We start from the raw sequence: 23,176 nt of genomic DNA on the forward strand, positions 1-23,176 counted from the left end.
CGCGGCGCCGGCGTACCGCGGCACACCGGACCGCACCATGAGCACCGGAGGAGCCGTGCTCGCGGCACCGCAGACCACCGCAGAGGACCAGGGGCACGCCACCGTCGGCCTGCTGCCCCAGCTCCTGCTGGCCCTGGTCTGCGGCGGCTACACCACCGGCGCCTCGCTCGGCTGGGGGAGCCACGAAGCCGCCCTGATCATGGGCGACTTCGGGCTTGCCGCCGCCGCGGCCGCCGCGGCCGTCTCCGCGCTGCTGTACGCGCGCCGCGCCGCCGGCCCGCACCGCCTGGCCTGGCTGCTGTTCTCCTGCTCCTCGGCGATGACCGCCTTCGGCAACGGCATCTGGGGCTGGTACGAAGTGGTACTGCGCCGCCCCGTGCCGCAGACCTCCGCCGCCGACTTCTGCTTCCTGATGTTCGCCCCGCCCGCGATCATCGGGCTGCTGGTGCTCGCCAAACGCCCCGTGACCAGAGCCGGTTGGGTGTGTCTCGCACTGGACACCTGGCTGATCGGCGGCTCGCTGCTCACCCTGTCATGGAGCCTGGCGCTGGCCCGCACCGCCGCGATCGACGGGCCCAGTACCGCCCGAATGGCCCTTTCTCTGGCGTACCCGCTGCTGGACATCGTGCTGGTGAGCATGGTGCTCGCGCTGCACTTCCGGCGTGCCGGGGTCAACCGCGCCGCGGTCAACACCGCGATCGCCGCCCTCGCGCTCACCGTGCTGTGCGACGCGCTGTTCACCTCCCCGCTGCTGCGGGCGCACTACCGCTCCGGGCAGGTGCTCGACGCGGGCTGGTTCGCCGGCAGCCTGCTGCTGGCGTACGCCCCCTGGGTCGGCGCCCGGCTGTACGCACACGCGCACTCCTCCCGCAGGACCGGCGCCACCACCCGCCGGGTCGCCACCTCGCTGACCGCCCTGACCCCGTACCTGGCCGCCGCGGTCTGCACCCTCGGCATCCTCTACAACGTGATCACCGGCCAGAAGTGCGACCGCGTCGTGCTGCTCACCGGCTGCACCGTGGTCATGGCCCTGGTGGTCCGGCAGGGCATCATGCTGCTCGACAACATCGCGCTCACCCAGGAACTGGCCCACAAGGAGAACCACTTCCGCTCCCTGGTGCAGGGCTCCAGCGACGTCATCATGATCGCCGCGCCCACCGGCGTGCTGCGGTACGTCAGCCCCGCCGCCCAGGGGGTGTACGGCCGGGACCCGGAGGAGATGGTCGGCACCGAACTGGCCGCGCACATCCACCCCGACGACCTGGGCCGGGTCCTGCACGAGGTGCGCCGCTTCCTGGCCGCCCCGCCCGGCGAGGAACCGTCGACGCGCATCGAGTGCCGTATCCGCGCCGACCGACCCGACCGCGCCGACCGATCCGAGCGGGCGGACCGATCCGAGCGGGCGGACCGGCCGGACCGTTCCGAGCGGTCCCGCGGCGGCCCCGGCGAACGCTCCCGCGGCGGCCGGCACGGCTGGCTGGACATCGAGTCCAGCGTCACCCGCTACCAAGGCGGCCTCATCTTCAACAGCCGCGACATCACCGAACGCGTCAGGCTGCAGGCCCAGTTGCAGCACAACGCCTCGCACGACCCGCTCACCGACCTGCCCAACCGCGCCCTGTTCCTCGAACGGCTCGGCCGGGCGGTCGGCGGCCGCCGGTCCGGTGACGCCAGGGCCGCCGTGCTCTACGTCGACCTCGACGGGTTCAAGGCGGTCAACGACACCGTCGGCCACCAGGCGGGCGACGACCTGCTCATCCAGGCCGCCCGCCGGCTGCGGGACACCCTCCGCTCCGGCGACATCGCCGCCCGGCTCGGCGGCGACGAGTTCGCCGCGCTCATCTCGGGCCCGGACACCGGCCAGGCCGCGCACCCGGCCCCGTATCCGGCGCACGCCGCGTACTCCGGGCACACCGCCGACCACCCCGGGTACCCGCTGGGCCACCCGACGTGTCCGGCGCACCCCGGCGGCCATTCCGGCCACTCCGCGTACCTGGGACACGGCCCGATCCCCGGTCCCCGGGCGGCCCCCACCGAGCCGCCGTCCGGCTCGGGCCTGGGTTCCGGCTCCGGCCCGGCGGCCCGCGCCGTCGAGGACCGCGTCCGCGACATCGCCGACCGGCTGCGCACCGTGCTCTCCGAGCCCTACCGGGTGGACGGCGTCGAGGTCCGGGTCGGCGCGAGCGTCGGCATCGCCTTCGCCGAGCCCGGCGCCGCCCCCGGCGACGTGATGCGCCACGCCGACCTGGCGATGTACCGGGCCAAGCAGTCCGGCAAGGGCCGCGTCGAGCTGTACGCCCCCCGGCTCCAGGCCGATGCCGTGCGCCGCACCGAACTCGCCGGCCGGGTCAGGAAGGCGCTCGACGACGGCGAGTTCACCCTGCTGCACCAGCCCGTCGTGGAACTGGTCGGCGGCCGGATCACCGGCGTGGAGGCCCGCCCCCGCTGGCGCACCCCGCAGGGCCTGCTCTCCACCCCCGCCGAGTTCCTGCACGCCGCCGGTGAGGACGGCGAGCGCGGGTTAGAGACCGCGCGGCTGCTCGACCGCCTGCTGGACCAGGCCGTCGAGCAGGCCGCGCTCCGCTACGGCGCCGGCCACCGCGTCCCGGTCACCGTACGGCTGTCCGCGCGCCGCCTGCTGCACCGCGACCCACCGGTCACCGGCATCGAGAGGCTTCTGGCCCGCCACGAGCTGCCGCCCGGCGGCCTGATGGTCGAACTGTCCGGCGGCGACCCGCGGATCGCGCCGGAGGAGCTGGAGCGCCGGCTGGCCGGCCTGCGGCGGCTCGGGGTGCGGATCGCGCTCGGCGGCTTCGCCGCCGGATACGGTTCGCTGGGCGCCCTGCGCACCCTGCCGGTCGACGTGATCAAACTCGACCGCGCCTTCACGGAGGGCGTGGTCGAATCCAGCCGGCTGCACAAGATCACCCGCGGCCTGCTGGGCATCGCCGCCGACCTCGGCATCCGCGCCGTCGCCGACGGCATCGACCGGCCCGAGCAGGTCCAGGCGATGCGCGAGATGGGCTGCGCGCAGGGCCTGGGGATGGCCTTCTCCGGCCCGCTCGACGAGCACCACCTGCGCGGTTCGCTGGCCCGCGGTGGCTACCCGGTGTGCTCGAATGCTGAGACGCCCGTCCCACCGGCTTGACACCCGAGCGGGGGCGGGAGGAGGGTCTGTGCCATGCGCACCCGAATTCTCGTACTTGGAAAGCGCGTCGGCTGACCGAGGCATCACCCGCCTCGCACCGCACCGGCGCGCTCCCCTCGCTTGCCTCACGGCACGAGGGGTTTTTTGTTGTCCGGCACCAGAACGCCGGCGCAGCCACCGCAGTACCAGAGCACCGACGCACCACCGCAAACCCTCATCTTCGAGAGAAGAGAACGCAGATGACCGAGCAGGCCACCGGGTCCCACCACCCGCAGCGGAGCCGCAGCGCGGCGCCCGCCGCCCCCGCGGAGCGCATGACTGGTGCACAGGCCCTCATCCGCTCCCTCGAGGCCGTCGGCGCCGACACCGTATTCGGTATCCCGGGCGGCGCGATCCTGCCGGCGTACGACCCGCTGATGGACTCCTCCAAGGTCCGCCACGTGCTGGTCCGGCACGAGCAGGGGGCCGGCCACGCCGCCACCGGCTACGCGCAGGCCACCGGCAAGGTCGGCGTGTGCATGGCCACCTCAGGCCCGGGCGCGACCAACCTGGTCACCCCGATCGCCGACGCGCACATGGACTCGGTGCCGATCGTGGCCATCACCGGCCAGGTCGCCTCGAAGTCCATCGGCACCGACGCCTTCCAGGAAGCGGACATCTGCGGCATCACCCTGCCGATCACCAAGCACAACTTCCTGGTCACCGACCCGGCGGAGATCCCGCGCACCATCGCCGAGGCGTTCCACATCGCCGGCACCGGCCGCCCCGGCCCGGTGCTGGTCGACATCGCCAAGGACGCGCTGCAGAACCAGACCACCTTCAGCTGGCCGCCGCAGCAGGACCTGCCCGGCTACCGCCCGGTGACCAAGCCGCACGCCAAGCAGATCCGCGAGGCCGCCCGGCTGATCAACGAGGCCCGCCGCCCGGTGCTGTACGTCGGCGGCGGCGTGCTCAAGGCCCGCGCCACCGCGGAGCTGCGCATCCTCGCCGAGCTGACCGGCGCGCCCGTCACCACCACCCTGATGGGGCTCGGCGCGTTTCCCGACAGCCACCCACAGCACGTCGGCATGCCGGGCATGCACGGCGACGTCTCCGCGGTCACCGCGCTGCAGAAGTCCGACCTGATCATCGCGCTCGGCGCCCGCTTCGACGACCGCGTCACCGGCCGGCTGGACACCTTCGCGCCGTTCGCGAAGGTCGTGCACGCCGACATCGACCCGGCCGAGATCTCCAAGAACCGGGTCGCCGACGTGCCGATCGTCGGCGACGCCCGCGAAGTGCTCGCCGACCTGATCGTCGCCGTCCAGGCCGACCACGAGGCCGGCCACCGCGGCGACTACACCGACTGGTGGCGGCAGCTGTCCTTCTGGCGCAACACCTACCCGCTCGGCTACGAGGTGCCCGAGGACGGCAGCCTCTCCCCGCAGCAGGTCATCGAGCGGATCGGTCAACTCGCCCCCGAGGGAACGCTGTTCGCGGCCGGAGTCGGCCAGCACCAGATGTGGGCCGCCCAGTTCATCAAGTACGAGCAGCCCGGCACCTGGTTCAACTCCGGCGGCGCCGGCACCATGGGCTACGCGGTGCCCGCCGCGATGGGCGCCAAGGCGGGCCGGCCGGACGCCACCGTGTGGGCGATCGACGGCGACGGCTGCTTCCAGATGACCAACCAGGAACTGACCACCTGCGCCCTGAACAACATCCCGATCAAGGTCGCCATCATCAACAACGGCGCCCTGGGCATGGTCCGCCAGTGGCAGAACCTCTTCTACGGCGAGCGGTTCTCCAACACGGTGCTGCACTCCGGCGCCGAGAGCGTGCCCGGCTCCACCCAGGGCGTCGGCTCCATCAAGAACCGCGGCACCCGGGTGCCGGACTTCGTCAAGCTCTCCGAGGCGATGGGCTGCGTCGGTCTGCGCTGCGAGTCCCCCGAGGAACTGGACGCGGTCATCGCCAAGGCGAACGAGATCAACGACCGCCCGGTGGTCGTCGACTTCATCGTGCACGAGGACGCCATGGTCTGGCCGATGGTCGCGGCCGGCACCTCCAACGACGAGATCATGGCGGCCCGAGATGTCCGGCCTGACTTCGGTGACGGCGCGGAGGACTGACGCCCGAGCTCCCGCAGTGGGCGGCCGAGGAACGAGGCCGTCCGCGGAGGGAGAGAGCAGGAAGTCCGACCAGAAGAGCGGCCGACTGACGTCCGACGAAGGAAATCACAGACATGTCCAAGCACACCCTCTCCGTCCTGGTGGAGAACAAGCCCGGCGTCCTCGCGCGGATCACCGCGCTGTTCTCGCGCCGCGGCTTCAACATCGACTCCCTCGCGGTCGGCACCACCGAGCACCCCGAGATCTCGCGGATCACCATCGTCGTCAACGTGGTGGACCAACTGCCGCTCGAACAGGTCACCAAGCAGCTCAACAAGCTGGTCAACGTGCTGAAGATCGTCGAGCTCGACCCGTCGGCGGCGGTCGCCCGTGAACTCGTGCTGGTGAAGGTGCGGGCCGACAACGAGACCCGGTCGCAGATCGTGGAGATCGTGCAGCTCTTCCGCGCCAAGACCGTCGACGTCTCCCCGGAGGCCGTCACCATCGAAGCCACCGGCGGCGCCGACAAGTTGGAGGCCATGCTCAAGATGCTGGAACCGTTCGGCATCAAGGAGCTGGTCCAGTCCGGCACCATCGCCATCGGCCGCGGCGCCCGCTCCATCACCGACCGGAGCCTGCGCGCGCTCGACCGTTCCGCGTGAAGCAGCGGATCGGCCGGCGCGGGTGATCCGCGCGCCGGCCGATCCGTATGGCGAGACCCCGAAACCCCTTCTCGCCCACCCGTCGTACGGTGGGCCGTACCAACCGATCCAAGGAGAGACCCGAAGTGGCCGAGCTGTTCTACGACGACGACGCCGACCTGTCCATCATCCAGGGCCGCAAGGTCGCGGTCATCGGCTACGGCAGCCAGGGCCACGCCCACGCGCTGTCGCTGCGTGACTCCGGCGTCGATGTGCGCGTCGGTCTGCACGAGGGCTCCAAGTCCAAGGCGCAGGCCGAGGAGCAGGGCCTGCGCGTGGTGACGGTCGCCGAGGCCGCCGCCGAAGCCGACGTCATCATGATCCTGGTGCCCGACCCGATCCAGGCCCGCGTCTACGAGGACTCCATCAAGGACAACCTCAAGGACGGCGACGCCATCTTCTTCGGCCACGGCCTCAACATCCGCTACGACTTCATCAAGCCGCCGGCCGGTGTGGACGTCTGCATGGTGGCCCCGAAGGGCCCGGGCCACCTGGTCCGCCGTCAGTACGAGGAAGGCCGCGGCGTGCCGTGCATCGTGGCCGTCGAGCAGGACGCCACCGGCAAGGCGTTCTCGCTCGCGCTCTCGTACGCCAAGGGCATCGGCGGCACCCGCGCCGGCGTCATCAAGACCACCTTCACCGAGGAGACCGAGACCGACCTCTTCGGCGAGCAGGCGGTGCTGTGCGGCGGCACCTCCGCGCTGGTCAAGGCGGGCTTCGAGACCCTGGTCGAGGCCGGCTACCAGCCGGAGATCGCGTACTTCGAGTGCCTGCACGAGCTGAAGCTCATCGTGGACCTGATGTACGAGGGCGGCCTGGAGAAGATGCGCTGGTCGGTCTCCGAGACCGCCGAGTGGGGCGACTACGTCTCCGGCCCGCGGATCATCAACGAGAACACCAAGGCCGAGATGAAGAAGATCCTCGGCGAGATCCAGGACGGCACCTTCGCCAACAACTGGATCGCCGAGTACAACGCGGGCCTGCCGAAGTACAACGAGTACAAGAAGGCCGACGAGGGCCACCTGCTGGAGACCACCGGCCGCAAGCTGCGCAAGCTGATGAGCTGGGTGGACGAGGAGGCGTAAGGCCGCGCCGGGGCGACCCCCCGGACGAATGCCGGACGAGCGTCGCTTCGTACACCGGCCGGTCCCCTGAACAGGGGAGAACCGGCGGGGTTTGTACGAAGCGACGCAACCCTTGTGGGTGATCCTTCCATTTCGGCGATGGCGCTGGTCCACCCCGCCGATACACTCCCTTAACAAGCGCGTCAGGCTCACAGCGTCGTGCGTCTTCCACGCGGCATGCCATCCCCTGATGGGTGGGCTTCCTGTTCACTCGCTCCGCGGACGGCCTCGTACCTCGGCCGGCCACTGCGCGAGCTCAGGCGTCAGCCCACTACCCCGCCCTCCCCGGAGCGGCCCCACGGGACCGGCCGCCCCCGCAGGAACAAGTGAGGACCACGTGAGCCAGAAGCCTGTCGTACTCATCGCAGAAGAGCTGTCGCCGGCCACGGTCGACGCGCTCGGCCCGGATTTCGAGATCCGGCACTGCAATGGCGCGGACCGAGCCGAACTGCTGTCCGCGATCACCGATGTCGACGCCATCCTGATCCGCAGCGCCACCAAGGTCGACGCCGAGGCGGTCGCCGCCGCGAACAAACTGCGGGTCGTCGCCCGCGCGGGCGTCGGCCTGGACAACGTCGACGTGGCCGCCGCCACCAAGGCCGGCGTGATGGTCGTGAACGCCCCGACCTCCAACATCGTCACCGCCGCCGAGCTCGCCTGCGGCCTGATCATCGCCACCGCCCGCAACATCGCGCCCGCCAACTCGGCGCTGAAGGCCGGTGAGTGGAAGCGCAACAAGTACACCGGCGTCGAGCTGAGCGAGAAGACCCTCGGCGTGGTGGGCCTGGGCCGGATCGGCGTCCTGGTCACCCAGCGGATGTCCGCCTTCGGGATGAACGTCGTCGCGTACGACCCCTACGTGCAGCCGGCCCGCGCCGCCCAGATGGGGGTCAAGCTGCTCACCCTGGACGAGCTGCTGGAGGTCTCCGACTTCATCACCGTCCACCTGCCGAAGACCCCCGAGACGCTCGGCCTGATCGGCGACGAGGCGCTGCACAAGGTCAAGCCGTCGGTGCGGATCGTCAACGCCGCGCGGGGCGGGATCGTCGACGAGGAGGCGCTGGCCGCCGCGCTCAAGGAGGGCCGGGTGGCCGGCGCGGGCCTGGACGTGTACGCGAAGGAGCCGTGCACCGACTCCCCGCTCTTCCAGTTCGACAACGTGGTGGCGACCCCGCACCTGGGCGCCTCCACCGACGAGGCGCAGGAGAAGGCGGGCATCGCGGTCGCCAAGTCGGTGCGGCTCGCGCTCGCCGGTGAACTGGTCCCGGACGCGGTCAACGTGCAGGGCGGCGTCATCGCCGAGGACGTCAAGCCCGGGCTGCCGCTCGCCGAGAAGCTGGGCCGGATCTTCACCGCGCTGGCCGGCGAGGTCGCCGCCCGCCTCGACGTCGAGGTCTGCGGCGAGATCACCCAGCACGACGTGAAGGTGCTCGAACTCAGCGCGCTCAAGGGCGTGTTCGAGGACGTCGTGGCCGAGACGGTGTCGTACGTCAACGCGCCGCTGTTCGCGCAGGAGCGCGGGGTGGAGGTCCGTCTCACCACCAGCTCCGAGTCGCCCAACCACCGCAACCTCGTCACCGTGCGCGGCACCCTCGCCGACGGCACCGAGGTGTCGGTCTCCGGCACGTTGGCCGGCCCGAAGAACCTGCAGAAGGTCGTCGCGGTCGGCGACGAGGACGTCGACCTCGCGCTCGCCGACCACATGGCCTTCCTGCGTTACACCGACCGCCCGGGCATCGTCGGCACCATCGGCCGCATCCTCGGTGAGGTCGGCGTCAACATCGCCGGCATGCAGGTCGCCCGCGCGGCCGCCGGCGGCGACGCCCTGGTGGCGCTGACCGTCGACTCCACCATCCCGGCCGGTGTCCTCACCGACATCGCCGACGAGATCGGTGCGACGTCGGCCCGCGCCGTCAATCTCACGGACTGAATTCCGGACGACGATTGCGCGTACGCTTGATTTGAGCGCTCTGACCAGGGAACACCGGTACTACAAATAACCCTTTTGGGTGGTAGCGCCGGTGTTTTCTGGCGTTCATCTGATCAATACCGACAAGATCCCGTCCATGGGAGGACAGATGACTGCCGAAAAACTCCCGGACTGGGTTTTCCCCCCTCCGGGTGGCTTCACCGCGGACGACCTCGACCGCATCCCCGATCTCCCGCCGCACACCGAGCTGATCGACGGGAGCCTCGTTTTCGTGAGTCCGCAGAAGAGTTTTCACGCTCTGGTCTTGGATCTACTTGTCTACACACTTCGTGGCTTGGCGCCGAAGGACCTCAGGGTGCGCCGGGAAATGACCATCGTGCTGGACAGGGAGAACCGGCCGGAACCGGACCTGACGGTGCTGCACGAACGGGCGGTACCGGCTGGCGGACACGCCGAGACGAGCTACCGGGCCGAGGACGTGGTCCTCGCCGTGGAGGTGGTCTCGCCGGAGTCCGCCGGCCGTGACCGGGCGCGCAAGCCGCAGCTCTATGCAGACGCGGGCATCCCGCACTTCTGGTTGGTCGAGCGGATGGACAGCGGTCGTCCAGTCGTCCACACCTACGAGTTGGACCGGCTCGGCCACGCGTACGCGCTCACCGGCATCCACCACGACCGCCTCAAGCTCTCCGCTCCGTTCACCATCGACATCGACCTGACCGAGATCGACAGCATGTAGCCGTATACGACCGCGGTGCGGTCCGCCCCTCTACAGGCGGGCCGCCTTCAGGGCCATGTGGAGCAGGAGGCGGGACTCGCCGTCGGAGAGGTCGAGTCCGGTGAGCTGCTCGATGCGGGACAGCCGGTAGTAGAGGGTCTGGCGGTGGATCGCCAGGGCGGTGGCGGTGCGGCCGGCCTGGCCCGCGTGGTCGAGGAACACCTCGGCGGTGTGGGCGAGTTCGCGGTGTGCCGCGGTGAGCAGAGGAGCGATCGCCGGGTCCGGTGGGGCGTCGGCCGGCAGCGCGGTGAGCAGCCGGTACGGGCCGATCCCCGACCACTTGGCGATCGGGCCGAGCAGCGGCTGGGCCCGGGCGGCCCGGGCGGACGCGGTCGCCTCCTGCCAGGCCCCGGGCAGCGCGGCCAGCGCGGTGCGCGCGTCGCTCACCCCCGCGACCAGCCCGTCCGTCTCGGCGGCACCGGTGCCGGTGCCTGGCTCGGCCGCGTCCCTGCCCGCCCCCGCAGCCTCACCCGCACGTGCACCCGCACTCGCCGTCGCGCTCGCCGCGAGCGCGGACAGCACCCGGGTCGCGGCCGTCCGCGCGGGCGCGAGCACCTGCGGCGAGCGCAGCCGTACCAGCACCGCGACCGTCTCCCAGCGGCCCCACCCCGGCACCCGCACGATCGCCGCGGCGCCCGGCACCGTACGCGCGCCCGGCAGGTCGTCCGTGTGCTCGGCCCAGCGGTCCGGCGGGGACGCGGCGAGCCGCTTGCCGCCCCGGTCCGGCGGCCACACGCACACCAGCGCGTGCGGCTCGTCCGCGTCCGGGCCCAGCGCCTTGCGCAGCGAGTCCTCCGCGGTGTCCCGAGCGGCCCGGGTCGCCCCGGTGAGCAGCGCCCGCAGCGCCTGGGCTGCCTCGGTCCCGGCCACCGACATCGCGGCGAGCCGGTCGCCGATCCGTGCCGCGACCGACATCGCCGCGCTGAGCTGCGCGGGGGAGTGGTCGGCCTCGTCGAGCAGCCAGACGTAGCCGTAGACCACCCCGCCGTGCCGGACCGGCAGGCAGAGCCGGCCGGTGAAGACGCCCGCCGAGGGGGCCGCGGGGATACGGATCGGGGCGGTGGCGCGGGCGATGCCGAACCGCTCGAACCAGGCGCGGACCTCCGCGGTCGAGCGCCGGGTCAGGATCGATCGGGTCCGCACCGGGTCGACCGCCGCTTCGTCGTCGCCGTCGTGCACGCCGAACGCGATCAGCCGGAAGTCCCGGTCCTCCAGCGTCGCGGGCGCCCCGAGCAGCGCCGAGACCTCGTCCACCAGATCCTGGAAATCACCGTAGTCAGCGGCCACGCGTCCATTCTCCCTCATCGCCCTCATACATATGTATGAGGGGTCGCACCCGGATGCGTGACAGGTGTCGATGGCCCGCGCGGCGGCCGGTACCTAGATTCACGGTGACGGCACGTGATCCGTGCTGCCGCTCCGGTGCGGCGGTACCCCCGCCGCACCCACAACCCTTTCCCCTCCGCTGTCCCGCCACCCGCCAGGAGGCTCCCAGTGCTCGGTCCCGTGCTGCTCGCCGCGTCGCGCAGCGACCGGCTGCGCCGCGTCGTCGCCGCCGCGCCCGTCACCCGTCCGGTGGTCGAGCGCTTCGTCGCGGGTGACGCGCTGCACCCCGCGATGGACACCGTCCACGCGCTGACCGCGAGCGGTCTCGACGTCACCCTCGACCACCTCGGCGAGGACGTCACCGACCGGGCCACCGCCCGGCACACCCGCGACGCCTACCTGCGGCTGCTGGAGACGCTGGCCGCCGCGGACCTCGGCGACCGCGCCGAGGTCTCGGTGAAGCTCTCCGCCTTCGGCCAGGCGCTGCCCGACGGCGGCCACGACGTCGCGCTGGAGAACGTCCGCGCGGTCGCCGAACTCGCCACCGCGACCGGCACCACCGTCACGCTCGACATGGAGGACCACACCACCGTCGACTCGACGCTGGCCGTCCTGCGCGAGCTGCGCCGCGAGCACCCGCGCACCGGCGCCGTGCTCCAGTCGTACCTTTTCCGCACCGAGGCCGACGCCCGCGACCTGGCCACCGCCGGCTCGCGGGTCCGGCTGGTCAAGGGCGCCTACAAGGAGCCCGCGCACGTCGCCTTCCAGGACCGCAAGTCCGTCGACCGCGCCTACGTCCGCGCGCTGCGGACCCTCTTCGAGGGCGACGGCTACCCGATGGTCGGCTCGCACGACCCGCGCATGATCGCCATCGCCCAGGACCTCGCCGCCCGCGCCGGCCGCGCGCCCGGCTCCTACGAGTTCCAGATGCTCTACGGCATCCGCACCGCCGAGCAGCGGCGACTCGCGGCGGCCGGAGAGCGTATGCGCATCTATGTCCCCTACGGCGCAGACTGGTACGGCTACTTCATGCGCCGCCTCGCCGAGCGCCCGGCGAACCTCGCCTTCTTCCTGCGCTCCTTCGCCCCCAGCCGCTGAACCGATCCCACAAGGAGACACGCTCCATGGACGCTGTGACCCAGGTCCCCGTGCCGGTCAACGAGCCGGTGCACACCTACGCGCCCGGCAGCCCGGAACGCGCTCGGCTCGAAGCGAAGCTCAAGGAGCTGGCCGGCAACCCGATCGAGCTGCCGCTGGTGATCGGCGGCCGGGAACGGCAGGGCGGCGGTGACCGGTTCGAGGTGGTGCAGCCGCACAACCACGCCGCCAAGCTGGGCAGCGGCGCCGCCGCCGACAGCCAGGACGCGCGGGACGCCGTGGACGCGGCGCTGGCCGCCGCCCCGGCCTGGCGCGCCACCTCCTTCGACGACCGCGCCGCCATCATCCTGCGCGCCGCCGAACTGCTGGCCGGCCCCTGGCGGGAGACGCTGGTCGCCTCCACCATGCTCGGCCAGTCCAAGACGGTGCAGCAGGCCGAGATCGACAGCCCCTGCGAGCTCGTCGACTTCTGGCGGTTCAACGTCCACTTCGCCCGGCAGATCCTCGCCGAGCAGCCGGTCGCCAACGCGCCCGGCGTGTGGAACCGGCTCGACCACCGCCCGCTGGAGGGCTTCGTCTACGCGATCACGCCGTTCAACTTCACCGCGATCGCGGGCAACCTGCCCACCGCCCCCGCGCTGATGGGCAACGTGGTGGTGTGGAAGCCGGCGCCCACCCAGACGCACTCCGCGCTGCTGCTGATGCGGCTGCTGAAGGAGGCCGGGCTGCCCGACGGTGTCATCAACCTGGTCACCGGGCGCGGCGAGGCCGTCTCCGAGGTGGCGCTCACCCACCCCGACCTGGCCGGCATCCACTTCACCGGTTCCACCAAGACCTTCCAGTACCTGTGGCGCACGGTCGGCGAGAACATCGAGGGCTACCGCTCCTACCCGCGGATCGTCGGCGAGACCGGCGGCAAGGACTTCGTGGTCGCCCACCCGTCGGCCGACCCGGCGGTGCTGAAGACCGCGCTCACCCGCGGCTCCTTCGAGTACCAGGGCCAGAAGTGCTCGGCCTCCTCGCGCGCCTACATCCCCCGCTCGATCTGGGAGGGCGGCTTCAAGGAGGAGTTCGCCGCCGAGGTCGACGGCATCACCATGGGCGACGTCACCGACTTCACCAACTTCGTCGGCGCCCTCATCGACGAGGCCGCGTTCGCCAAGAACAAGGCCGCGATCGAGCGCGCCAAGGCCGACCCGGCCGTCGAGGTGGTGGCCGGCGGCACGTACGACGACTCGGTCGGCTGGTTCGTCCGCCCGACGGTGCTGCTCTGCACCGACCCGGGCAACGAGATCTTCCGCCAGGAGTACTTCGGCCCGCTGCTCGCCGTGCACGTCTACGACGACAGCGACGGCACGGCCTTCGACGCGATGCTCGACCAGATGGAGTCCGTGGCGCCGTACGCCCTCACCGGCTCGGTCGTCGCCCGCGACCGCGCGGCCGTGGCGCACGTGATGGAGCGGCTGCGCTTCGCGGCCGGCAACTTCTACATCAACGACAAGTCGACCGGTGCCGTGGTCGGCCAGCAGCCCTTCGGTGGCGCCCGTGCCTCGGGCACCAACGACAAGGCCGGCTCCGCGCAGAACCTCCTGCGGTGGACCTCGACCCGTGCCATCAAGGAGGCGCTGGTCCCGCCGACCGACTACCGCTACCCGCACCAGGGCTGAGCACCTCGGCCCCTCGTTCCGCCGCCCCCGTCTCCTGACCCCCGTGGAGACGGGGGCGGCTTCCATGACGGGCTCCGTGGTGGCTTCCCCGCGGGCTGCCGTTTCGGGCGGCCCTTTTGGGGCTGCCCGAAACGGTTTTCGCAGCGCGGGGGGGCCGAACGGACGACCGGCCGTCTCAGATAGTAGGAAGTCCGAGTAATCCTGGCGACAGGACGTCCGCTGTGTCCTAGCTTTGGAAGAAGCCGAACGTTTCCCGCTCGATCGAGCGGACGGCGGACAGGAGTCCGGCGCACTCCAGGCGGGGTCACCCCCCGCGGCGCGACTCTCCGCCCGCGTTCCATGGCACGTCTCACCTCCACCCGTCTCCACCGCTTTCCAATGGAGTTGATCACCATGGACGAGACCGCCCGCCAGAACGCCCTGCGCGCCCTGCAGCGCTCCATGGACCGCCGCGACAACGGCGGCTCCACCGGCCACGAGCACTGAGCCGTAGCCGTACCCACCCCCCACCCCGTACCCACACACCTGCGTCCGACATGCGGACATGCCGTGTCATAGGTCAAGACGCGGAGTAGGGTGCCCCGCATGTCTCGCAGCATCAACCTCGCAGTGATCCCCGGCGACGGAATCGGTCAAGAAGTCGTCACCGAGGGTCTCAAAGTCCTCGCCGCGGCCCTCCCGCAGGAAACCAAGCTGGAGACGAAGGAGTACGACTTCGGCGCCAAGCGCTATCACGCCACCGGTCAGACCCTCACCGACGCGGACCTCGCGGAGCTGAAGGCCCACGACGCGATCCTGCTCGGGGCGATCGGCGACCCGTCGGTGCCGTCCGGCGTGCTGGAGCGCGGTTTCCTGCTGAAGCTGCGGTTCGCCTTCGACCACTTCGTCAACCTCCGGCCCAGCAAGCTGTTCCCCGGCGTGGGCACCCCGCTCGCGGGCAGCCCGGACATCGACTTCGTGGTGGTCCGCGAAGGCACCGAGGGCCCGTACACCGGCAACGGCGGCGCGATCAGGACCGGCACCCCCGCCGAGGTCGCCACCGAGGTGAGCCTCAACACCGCGTACGGCATCGAGCGCGTGGTGCGCGACGCGTACGCCCGTGCCCAGGCCCGCCCGCGCAAGAAGCTCACCCTGGTGCACAAGAACAACGTGCTGGTGCACGCCGGCGGCCTGTGGACCCGGGTCTTCGAGGCGGTCGGCAAGGAGTTCCCCGACGTCAGCACCGACTACCTGCACGTCGACGCCACCATGATCTTCCTCGTCACGCAGCCCGAGCGGTTCGACGTGATCGTCACCGACAACCTGTTCGGCGACATCGTCACCGACCTCGCCGCGGCCGTCTCCGGCGGCATCGGCGTGGCGGCGAGCGGCAACATCAACCCCAGCCGCGAGTTCCCCTCGATGTTCGAGCCCGTGCACGGCTCGGCCCCGGACATCGCCGGCCAGTCCAAGGCCGACCCGACCGCGACCGTGCTCTCCGTCGCGCTGCTGCTGCGCCACCTCGGCTACGACGCGGAGGCCGACCGGATCGACGCCGCCGTCCAGGCCGACCTGGCCGAACGCACCGGCGGCCCGGCCCGCTCCACGGTGCAGATCGGCGACGCGCTGGCCGCTCGCGTGGCCGGCTGACCCGGCAGAGCCGGCTCCACAGGTACGACCCGGCCCCGTCGCTGCGATAATCAGTGGCGGGGCCGCTGCACGGCGGGAAAGTAGGACGTCCTAGCAGTACGTTCAAGGGCGTCAGCGACATGGTGAAGGAACTGAAGATGACGACGCCCACGATCGAGTTGAAGCCCTCCTCGCACCCGCTGCCCGCGGCCGAGCGCGAGGCGATCCTGTCCGACCCCGGTTTCGGACGGTACTTCACCGACCACATGGTCACCATCAGGTGGACTGCCGGCCGCGGCTGGCACGACGCCCAGCTCGTCCCGTACGCCCCGCTGTCGGTCGACCCGGCGAACATGACGCTGCACTACGCGCAGACGATCTTCGAGGGCCTCAAGGCGTACCGCCAGCCCGACGGCGGCGTGGCCACCTTCCGCCCCGAGGCCAACGCGCTGCGCTTCCAGGCGTCCTCGCGGCGGCTGGCGATGCCCGAGCTGCCGGTGGAGACCTTCATCGAGGCGTGCGACGTGCTGGTCCGCCAGGACAAGGACTGGGTGCCCACCGAGGGCGAAGCCTCGCTCTACCTGCGGCCGTTCATGATCGCCACCGAGGTCGGGCTCGGTGTCCGCCCGGCCGACGAGTACCTCTTCCTGGTCATCGCCTCCCCGGCCGGCGCCTACTTCTCCGGCGGCGTCAAGCCGGTCTCGGTCTGGCTCTCCGAGGAGTACGTCCGCGCGGCCCCCGGCGGCACCGGCGCGGCCAAGACCGGCGGCAACTACGCGGCCTCCCTCGTCGCCCAGGCGCAGGCCATCGAGCACGGCTGCGACCAGGTGGTCTGGCTCGACGCGATCGAGCGGCGCTGGATCGAGGAGATGGGGGGCATGAACCTGTACTTCGTGTACGGCAACCGGATCGTCACGCCCTCGCTCACCGGTTCGCTGCTGCCCGGGATCACCCGGGACTCGCTGCTCGCCATCGCCGCCGACCTCGGGTACGAAGTCGGCGAGGGCCGGATCAGCGTCGAGGACTGGAAGCACGGCAACGAGGACGGCACCCTCACCGAGGTGTTCGCCTGCGGTACCGCCGCCGTGATCACCCCGGTCGGCTCGGTCAAGTCCACCCGGGCGAACTGGACGGTGGGCGACGGCGGTCCGGGCGAGGTCACCATGCGACTGCGCTCCGCGCTGCTCGACATCCAGACGGGCCAGGCCGCCGACCCGCACGGCTGGATGCACCCGCTCGGCGTGTAGCCCCCCCGAGACGCTGGGCCCCCGCCTCCGCGGCGGGGGCCCAGAACGTGAGACGGCAACCCGAATGGCGGAAAGGTGTGCCACACTGCAGCTGTGTCCTCGTACGCCACGCTGATTATTGGCCGCAGGCACGCCGGTCCGCAGTGACGCTTCCGCTGAACCCAAGTGGAACGCCACCGTGCCTCAGACCCGCGTGCAGACCTCTCGCATCCGCGAGGGGTTTTTTCGTTTCCCGGCCCACCCGCGCCGGAGGCGGGAGCGCACGAGGAGACTGGGGGCAAGTGGAGTCGGAACCTCCGGATGGTGAACGCCGTTCGGGGGTAACCCCACCCACCCGACAGGAGTTGCAACTGCCATGACCGCCGAACCCGACGACAGCTTCCACGTCTTCGACACCACGCTGCGCGACGGCGCGCAGCGCGAGGGCATCAACCTCACCGTCGCCGACAAGCTGAGCATCGCGCGGCACCTGGACGACTTCGGTGTGGGCTTCATCGAGGGCGGCTGGCCCGGTGCCAACCCCCGCGACACCGAGTTCTTCGCCCGGGCCGCCGCCGAGCTGGAGCTGGAGCACGCCACGCTGGTGGCGTTCGGCGCCACCCGCCGCCCGGGCGCCAAGGCCGCCGACGACCCGCAGGTCAACGCGCTGCTGGAGTCCGGCGCGCCGGTCATCACGCTGGTCGCCAAGTCCCATGACCGGCACGTGGAACTGGCACTGCGCACCACGCTGGAGGAGAACCTGGAGATGGTCCGCGACACCGTCGCGCACCTCGTCGCCCAGGGCCGCCGGGTCTTCGTGGACTGCGAGCACTTCTTCGACGGCTACCGGGCCAACCCGGCGTACGCCACCGCCGTGGTCAGCGCCGCGCACGAGGCCGGCGCGTCCGTGGTGGTGCTCTGCGACACCAACGGCGGGATGCTGCCCAAGCAGGTGCAGGCGATCACCGCGCAGGTGCTCGCCGACACCGGCGCGCGGCTCGGCATGCACGCCCAGGACGACACCGGCTGCGCGGTCGCCAACACCCTTGCCGCGGTGGACGCCGGCGCCACGCACGTGCAGTGCACCGCCAACGGCTACGGCGAGCGGGTCGGCAACGCCAACCTCTTCCCGGTCGCCGCCGCGCTGGAACTCAAGCACGACCGGCGGGTGCTGCCCGAGGGCGCGCTCGGCGAGATGACCCGGATCTCGCACGCCATCGCCGAGATCGTCAACCTGCCCTCCTCCACGCACCAGCCGTACGTGGGCGTGTCCGCGTTCGCGCACAAGGCCGGGCTGCACGCCTCCGCGATCAAGGTCGACCCGGACCTCTACCAGCACATCGACCCCGAGCGGGTCGGCAACACCATGCGGATGCTGGTCTCCGACATGGCCGGCCGCGCCTCGATCGAGCTGAAGGGCAAGGAACTCGGCATCGACCTCGGCGGCGACCGCGAGTTGGTCGGCCGGGTGGTGGCCCGGGTCAAGGAGCGTGAGCTGAAGGGCTACACGTACGAGGCCGCCGACGCCTCCTTCGCGCTGCTGCTGCGCGACGAACTCCAGGCCGGCCGGCCGGACGGGCCGCGGCGCTTCTTCCGCACCGAGTCCTGGCGCGCCATCACCGAGGACCGCCCCGACGGCTCGCACGCCAACGAGGCCACCGTGAAGCTGTGGGCGAAGGGCGAGCGGATCGTCGCCACCGCCGAGGGCAACGGCCCGGTCAACGCGCTCGACCGCGCCCTGCGGGTGGCGCTGGAGCAGATCTACCCGCAGCTCGGCACGTTCGCGCTGGTCGACTACCGGGTCCGTATCCTCGAAGGCCGTTCCGGCACCGACTCCACCACCCGGGTCCTCATCACCACGTCCGACGGCGCGGCCGAGTGGTCCACGGTCGGCGTCGCCGACAACGTCATCGCCGCGTCCTGGCAGGCACTCGAGGACGCCTGCGCCTACGGCCTGATCCGGGCCGGCCTGGAGCCGCAGGACTAGGGGCCCGGGTAGGGCCGCAGGTCAGGGCCCCGCGGCTGCCCCGCCGTACCCCCGCCACCTCCGCCGCGGGAAAACCGGTCGATCCGGCGGCCGCGGGGCCCTAACCTGCGGGGCGTGACGGAGACCGTGGAAGAGAAGATCGTCGTACGCCCGGCCGAGGCCGCCGACGCCGCCGCCATCGCGCGGGCGCACATCACCTCGCGCGAGGTCGCGATGCCGTGGCTGCCGCCGCGCAAGCGCACCGACGCGGAGGTGGAGCGCTGGGTGCGCGAAGTGGTGCTCATCGAGGCGGACGTGTGGGTCGCGGTGGACGCCGGCGGCGCGGTGCTGGGCTACGCGGCGGTGGAGGGGGAGTGGCTGGAGCACCTGTACCTGCTGCCGGAGGTGCGGCGGCGCGGCATCGGCTCGCTGCTGCTGGCCCGGGCGAAGGAGCACCGGCCGGACCGGCTGGACCTGCACGTCTTCCAGCGCAACACCGACGCGCGGGCGTTCTACGCGCGCCACGGCTTCACGGTGGTGGATCTGAACGACGGTTCGCGGAACATGGAGCGTGAACCGGATATGACGCTGCGCTGGACCCCGGTGACCAACGGCACATCTACTGACGGGTAACCGTCGGGCGCTCGCGGTCGTAGGGTGAGCGCCACACCCTCGACCCGACACCACCGGGAGATCGCATGCGCTCGGCGAAGGACTTCTTCCGCCCGCTGGCCGTGGGGGCGCCGGCCCCCGTCAGGGACGTGCCGTTCCGCCCCTCGCGAATGATCCACTTCTTCGACCCGGGCAACGAGAAGATGGCGGCCAAGATGCCGTCGATCGCGCCGAAGGTCGACGTGCTGCTGGGCAACCTGGAGGACGCGGTCCCGGCCGACCGCAAGGAGGCGGCCCGGGCCGGCCTGGTGAAGATCGCCCGGGCCACCGACTTCGGCGACACCCAGCTGTGGACCCGGATCAACAGCCTCGACTCGCCCTGGGCGCTGGACGACCTGCTCACCCTCGGCGCCGAGATCGGCGACCGGCTCGACGTCGTGATGGTGCCGAAGGTCGAGGGCGCCCACGACATCCACTACGTCGACCGACTGCTCGCCCAGCTGGAGGCGAAGGCCGGGCTGACCCGGCCGATCCTGGTGCACGCGATCCTGGAGACCGCGGCCGGTGTGGGCAACGTCGAGGAGATCGCCGCCGCCAGCCCCCGGATGCAGGGCATGTCGCTCGGCCCGGCCGACCTGGCCGCCAGCCGCCGGATGAAGACCACCCGGGTCGGCGGCGGCCACCCCGGCTACCTGGTGCGCGAGGACCCCGCCGCGGGTGCCCCGGTCGACGCCCCCCGGCCCACCTACCAGCAGGACCTGTGGCACTACACGATCGCCCGGATGGTCGACGCGTGCGCCGCGAACGGCATCCTGCCGTACTACGGGCCGTTCGGGGACATCAAGGACGTCACCGGGTGCGAGGACCAGTTCCGCAACGCCTTCCTGCTCGGCTGCGTCGGCGCCTGGTCCCTGCACCCGGTGCAGATCGACATCGCCAAGCGGGTCTTCTCGCCCGCCCCCGAGGACGTCGCCTGGGCCCGCCGGGTGATCGAGGCGATGGGCGACGGCACCGGCGCGGTGATGATCGACGGCAAGATGCAGGACGACGCCACCTACAAGCAGTGCCGGGTGGTCGCCGAACTGGCGGACGCGCTCGCCGCCCGCGACCCCGAACTCGCCCGCGCTTACGCCGCCGCCACCGCCGCCGCCGAGGAGGCCGCCCGATGAGCACCTCCGCCGACCTCTCCGCGAGCGCTTCCGATTCCGCCCCGCGCCCGCGCCGCTCGGTGCTCTACATGCCCGGCGCCAACGAGCGCGCCCTGGAGAAGGCCAGGACCCTCCCCACCGACGCGCTCATCCTGGACCTGGAGGACTCCGTCGCCCCCGACGCGAAGGCCGAGGCCCGTGAGCGGGTGGCGGCCGCCGCGGCGAGCGGCGCGTACGGCCACCGCGAGGTCACCATCCGGGTCAACGCCCCCGGCACCCCCTGGCACGCCGACGACCTCAAGGCCGCCGCCGCGGCCGGCCCGGACGCCGTCGTCGTCCCCAAGGTGGACTCCGCGCGGACCGTTCGGGAGGTCGAGGCGGCACTGGAGGCGGCCGGCGCCCCGGAGCGGACCGCCGTCTGGGCGATGCTGGAGACGCCGGCGGCGCTCTTCGACGCGCGGGCCATCGCCGAGGCGTCACCGCGGCTGACCGTCCTGGTGATGGGCACCAACGACCTCGCCAAGGAACTGCACGCCGAGCACGTCCCCGGCCGGGCCCCGCTGCTCGCCGGGCTGTCGCTCGCCCTGCTCGCCGCCCGCGCCGCGGGCAAGGTCATCTTGGACGGTGTCTACAACGACGTCCACGATCTGAGCGGCTTCGAGGCGGAGACCCTCCAAGCCCGGCAGTTCGGCTTCGACGGCAAGACCCTGATCCACCCGAAGCAGCTCGAACCCTGCAACCGGATCTTCGCGCCCACCCCGGCGGAGATCGAGCGCTCCGGGCGGATCATCGCCGCCTTCGAAGAGGCCACGTCACAGGGGCGCGGCGTGGTCACCGTGGACGGCCGGATGATCGAGAACCTGCACGTCGAGGAGGCCCGGCGGGTACTCGCGCTGGCCGAGGCCGTCGCCGGACGCTGACGGCGATCACCGCCTTGGCGGCATGAACCCGCCAAACGGGGCGGGCTCCGGCCCGGGCCTCCGGACCCCGCCCCACCTCGCCGTCTGTCGAGACCCACCAGGCAGAGCCGGTGGACACTGTACGAAGTAGATGGCCCGTTCCGACCCCGCACGCTCGTACTGTCAATACATGACCACATCGCAAGAGCTGCCCGTCCCGGCGAACGACGCCCGGGGGCGCGTCGTGGAGCTTCGTGCGATCCGCGAGGAGGTGCGTCGGGGGCCCAGCGAGAAGGCCACGGAGGCGCAGCGGGCGAAGGGGAAGCTGACCGCGCGCGAGCGGATCGAACTGCTGCTGGACGAGGGCTCGTTCCGTGAGGTGGAGCCGCTGCGCCGGCACCGGGCCACGGGCTTCGGGCTGGAGGCGAAGCGGCCGTACACCGACGGTGTGATCACCGGGTGGGGCACCGTGCACGACCGGACCGTGTTCGTGTACGCGCACGACTTCCGGATCTTCGGCGGCGCGCTGGGCGAGGCGCACGCGCAGAAGATCCACAAGATCATGGACATGGCGATCTCGGCCGGCGCGCCGCTGGTGTCGCTGAACGACGGCGCGGGCGCCCGTATCCAGGAGGGCGTCTCGGCGCTCGCCGGGTACGGCGGGATCTTCCAGCGCAACACCCGCGCCTCCGGCGTCATCCCGCAGATCTCGGTGATGCTCGGCCCGTGCGCGGGCGGCGCGGCCTACTCCCCGGCGCTCACGGACTTCGTGTTCATGGTGCGGGAGACCTCGCAGATGTTCATCACCGGCCCCGACGTGGTGCAGGCGGTGACCGGCGAGGAGATCAGCCAGAACGGCCTGGGCGGCGCCGACGTGCACTCGGCGGTCTCCGGCGTGTCGCACTTCGCCTATGACGACGAGCAGACCTGCCTGGAGGAGGTCCGCTACCTGCTCTCGCTGCTGCCGCAGAACAACCGGGAGAACCCGCCGGCGGCGGAGAACCAGGACCCGGTGGACCGCCGCAGCGACGTGCTGCTCGACCTGGTGCCGGCCGACGGCAACCGGTCGTACGACATGCACAAGGTGATCGAGGAGATCGTCGACGACGGCGAGTACCTGGAGATCCACGAGCGCTGGGCCACCAACATCATCGTGGCGCTCACCCGGATCGACGGCCAGGTGGTCGGCATCGTCGCCAACCAGCCCGCCTCGCTCGCCGGTGTGCTCGACATCGAGGCGTCCGAGAAGGCGGCCCGCTTCGTACAGATGTGCGACGCGTTCAACATCCCGATCATCACTCTTCTGGACGTACCCGGCTTCCTGCCCGGCGTCGCTCAGGAGCACGGTGGAATCATCCGGCACGGCGCCAAGCTGCTCTACGCCTACTGCAACGCCACCGTCCCCCGGATCTCGCTGATCCTCCGGAAGGCGTACGGCGGTGCCTACATCGTGATGGACTCGCAGTCGATCGGCGCGGACCTGACGTTCGCGTGGCCGACGAACGAGATCGCGGTGATGGGCGCGGAGGGCGCGGCGAACGTGATCTTCCGTCGGCAGATCGCCGACGCCGACGATCCGGAGGCGATGCGGACCCGGATGGTCAAGGAGTACAAGGCCGAGCTGATGCACCCGTACTACGCCGCCGAGCGCGGCCTGGTGCACGACGTGATCGACCCGGCCGAGACGCGTGAGGTGCTGGCCGGCTCGCTGGCCATGCTCCGCACGAAGCACGCCGACCTGCCGTCCCGCAAGCACGGCAACCCGCCGCAGTGATCCCTCGACCGCAGCCGGTGAGCGCCACGTTCCTGAACGCGGCGCACACTCCGGCCGACCCCGATCATCCGAACGACCCGGACCACC

General features: G+C 71.5%; 16 protein-coding genes. 15 read left to right on the forward strand and 1 reads right to left on the reverse strand.

Features of this window, described 5'->3' with window-relative positions:
- The first annotated feature begins 37 nt into the window (after nt 1–37).
- From OG370_RS30455 to OG370_RS30480, 6 genes are all read left to right on the forward strand, one after another.
- Nucleotides 38–3,148, forward strand: a complete 3,111-nt coding sequence (locus tag OG370_RS30455) for a putative bifunctional diguanylate cyclase/phosphodiesterase (RefSeq protein WP_328469863.1) — start codon at nt 38–40, stop codon at nt 3,146–3,148.
- 239 nt (nt 3,149–3,387) lie between these two features.
- Entirely contained in the window at nt 3,388–5,256 is a 1,869-nt protein-coding gene (locus OG370_RS30460; RefSeq protein ID WP_328469865.1) for an acetolactate synthase large subunit, read from the forward strand.
- 113 nt (nt 5,257–5,369) lie between these two features.
- Nucleotides 5,370–5,897: an acetolactate synthase small subunit gene (gene ilvN / locus OG370_RS30465; RefSeq protein ID WP_328469867.1), complete on the forward strand. Its 528-nt coding sequence runs from the start codon at nt 5,370–5,372 to the stop codon at nt 5,895–5,897.
- 125 nt (nt 5,898–6,022) lie between these two features.
- Nucleotides 6,023–7,021, forward strand: coding sequence for a ketol-acid reductoisomerase (gene ilvC / locus OG370_RS30470; RefSeq protein ID WP_328469869.1), 999 nt, complete (start codon nt 6,023–6,025; stop codon nt 7,019–7,021).
- A gap of 376 nt (nt 7,022–7,397) precedes the next feature.
- Nucleotides 7,398–8,990, forward strand: a complete 1,593-nt coding sequence (serA, locus tag OG370_RS30475; protein ID WP_328469871.1) for a phosphoglycerate dehydrogenase — start codon at nt 7,398–7,400, stop codon at nt 8,988–8,990.
- 148 nt (nt 8,991–9,138) lie between these two features.
- Nucleotides 9,139–9,726 carry a Uma2 family endonuclease gene (locus OG370_RS30480; protein ID WP_328474562.1) on the forward strand — a complete coding sequence of 196 codons (588 nt, stop codon included), beginning with the start codon at nt 9,139–9,141 and terminating at the stop codon, nt 9,724–9,726.
- 30 nt (nt 9,727–9,756) lie between these two features.
- Here OG370_RS30480 and OG370_RS30485 read toward each other — a convergent pair whose 3' ends face one another.
- Entirely contained in the window at nt 9,757–11,070 is a 1,314-nt protein-coding gene (locus OG370_RS30485; protein WP_328469873.1) for a PucR family transcriptional regulator, read from the reverse strand.
- Between the two features lie 189 nt (nt 11,071–11,259).
- On the opposite strand from OG370_RS30485, the gene OG370_RS30490 reads away from it, so the two are divergent.
- The 9 genes from OG370_RS30490 to OG370_RS30530 all read left to right on the forward strand — a co-directional run bounded on the left by OG370_RS30490 (nt 11,260) and on the right by OG370_RS30530 (nt 23,089).
- Nucleotides 11,260–12,189 carry a proline dehydrogenase family protein gene (locus OG370_RS30490; protein WP_328469875.1) on the forward strand — a complete coding sequence of 310 codons (930 nt, stop codon included), beginning with the start codon at nt 11,260–11,262 and terminating at the stop codon, nt 12,187–12,189.
- 26 nt (nt 12,190–12,215) lie between these two features.
- Nucleotides 12,216–13,856 (forward strand): L-glutamate gamma-semialdehyde dehydrogenase, encoded by a 1,641-nt coding sequence (gene pruA, locus OG370_RS30495; RefSeq protein ID WP_328469877.1) that lies wholly within the window; start codon nt 12,216–12,218, stop codon nt 13,854–13,856.
- Between the two features lie 585 nt (nt 13,857–14,441).
- Nucleotides 14,442–15,485 (forward strand): 3-isopropylmalate dehydrogenase, encoded by a 1,044-nt coding sequence (locus OG370_RS30500; protein WP_328469879.1) that lies wholly within the window; start codon nt 14,442–14,444, stop codon nt 15,483–15,485.
- Nucleotides 15,486–15,622: 137 nt separating this feature from the next.
- Nucleotides 15,623–16,711, forward strand: a complete 1,089-nt coding sequence (locus OG370_RS30505; protein ID WP_328469881.1) for a branched-chain amino acid aminotransferase — start codon at nt 15,623–15,625, stop codon at nt 16,709–16,711.
- Nucleotides 16,712–17,066: 355 nt separating this feature from the next.
- Entirely contained in the window at nt 17,067–18,677 is a 1,611-nt protein-coding gene (cimA, locus tag OG370_RS30510; RefSeq protein ID WP_328469883.1) for a citramalate synthase, read from the forward strand.
- Nucleotides 18,678–18,791: 114 nt separating this feature from the next.
- Nucleotides 18,792–19,289 (forward strand): GNAT family N-acetyltransferase, encoded by a 498-nt coding sequence (locus OG370_RS30515; protein ID WP_328469885.1) that lies wholly within the window; start codon nt 18,792–18,794, stop codon nt 19,287–19,289.
- A gap of 65 nt (nt 19,290–19,354) precedes the next feature.
- Nucleotides 19,355–20,437, forward strand: a complete 1,083-nt coding sequence (locus OG370_RS30520; protein ID WP_328469887.1) for an HpcH/HpaI aldolase/citrate lyase family protein — start codon at nt 19,355–19,357, stop codon at nt 20,435–20,437.
- Nucleotides 20,434–21,336 carry an HpcH/HpaI aldolase/citrate lyase family protein gene (locus tag OG370_RS30525; protein WP_328469889.1) on the forward strand — a complete coding sequence of 301 codons (903 nt, stop codon included), beginning with the start codon at nt 20,434–20,436 and terminating at the stop codon, nt 21,334–21,336. Before OG370_RS30520 ends, OG370_RS30525 begins: the two co-directional genes overlap by 4 nt.
- 169 nt (nt 21,337–21,505) lie before the next feature.
- On the forward strand, nt 21,506–23,089 hold the full coding sequence (locus OG370_RS30530; protein ID WP_328469891.1) for an acyl-CoA carboxylase subunit beta: 1,584 nt from the start codon (nt 21,506–21,508) through the stop codon (nt 23,087–23,089).
- Nucleotides 23,090–23,176: the final 87 nt, after the last annotated feature.

This window comes from Streptomyces sp. NBC_00448 (genome assembly GCF_036014115.1).
Taxonomy (GTDB): domain Bacteria; phylum Actinomycetota; class Actinomycetes; order Streptomycetales; family Streptomycetaceae; genus Actinacidiphila.

What these genes read in the sequence shown, in the direction of transcription:
- OG370_RS30455 (WP_328469863.1), top strand. Translation starts at nt 38, where the DNA reads ATGAGCACCGGAGGAGCCGTGCTCGCGGCACCGCAGACCACCGCAGAG.
- OG370_RS30460 (WP_328469865.1), top strand. Translation starts at nt 3,388, where the DNA reads ATGACCGAGCAGGCCACCGGGTCCCACCACCCGCAGCGGAGCCGCAGC.
- ilvN (WP_328469867.1), top strand. Translation starts at nt 5,370, where the DNA reads ATGTCCAAGCACACCCTCTCCGTCCTGGTGGAGAACAAGCCCGGCGTC.
- OG370_RS30480 (WP_328474562.1), top strand. Translation starts at nt 9,139, where the DNA reads ATGACTGCCGAAAAACTCCCGGACTGGGTTTTCCCCCCTCCGGGTGGC.
- OG370_RS30485 (WP_328469873.1), bottom strand. Translation starts at nt 11,070, where the DNA reads ATGAGGGAGAATGGACGCGTGGCCGCTGACTACGGTGATTTCCAGGAT.
- pruA (WP_328469877.1), top strand. Translation starts at nt 12,216, where the DNA reads ATGGACGCTGTGACCCAGGTCCCCGTGCCGGTCAACGAGCCGGTGCAC.
- OG370_RS30500 (WP_328469879.1), top strand. Translation starts at nt 14,442, where the DNA reads ATGTCTCGCAGCATCAACCTCGCAGTGATCCCCGGCGACGGAATCGGT.
- OG370_RS30505 (WP_328469881.1), top strand. Translation starts at nt 15,623, where the DNA reads ATGACGACGCCCACGATCGAGTTGAAGCCCTCCTCGCACCCGCTGCCC.
- cimA (WP_328469883.1), top strand. Translation starts at nt 17,067, where the DNA reads ATGACCGCCGAACCCGACGACAGCTTCCACGTCTTCGACACCACGCTG.
- OG370_RS30520 (WP_328469887.1), top strand. Translation starts at nt 19,355, where the DNA reads ATGCGCTCGGCGAAGGACTTCTTCCGCCCGCTGGCCGTGGGGGCGCCG.
- OG370_RS30525 (WP_328469889.1), top strand. Translation starts at nt 20,434, where the DNA reads ATGAGCACCTCCGCCGACCTCTCCGCGAGCGCTTCCGATTCCGCCCCG.
- OG370_RS30530 (WP_328469891.1), top strand. Translation starts at nt 21,506, where the DNA reads ATGACCACATCGCAAGAGCTGCCCGTCCCGGCGAACGACGCCCGGGGG.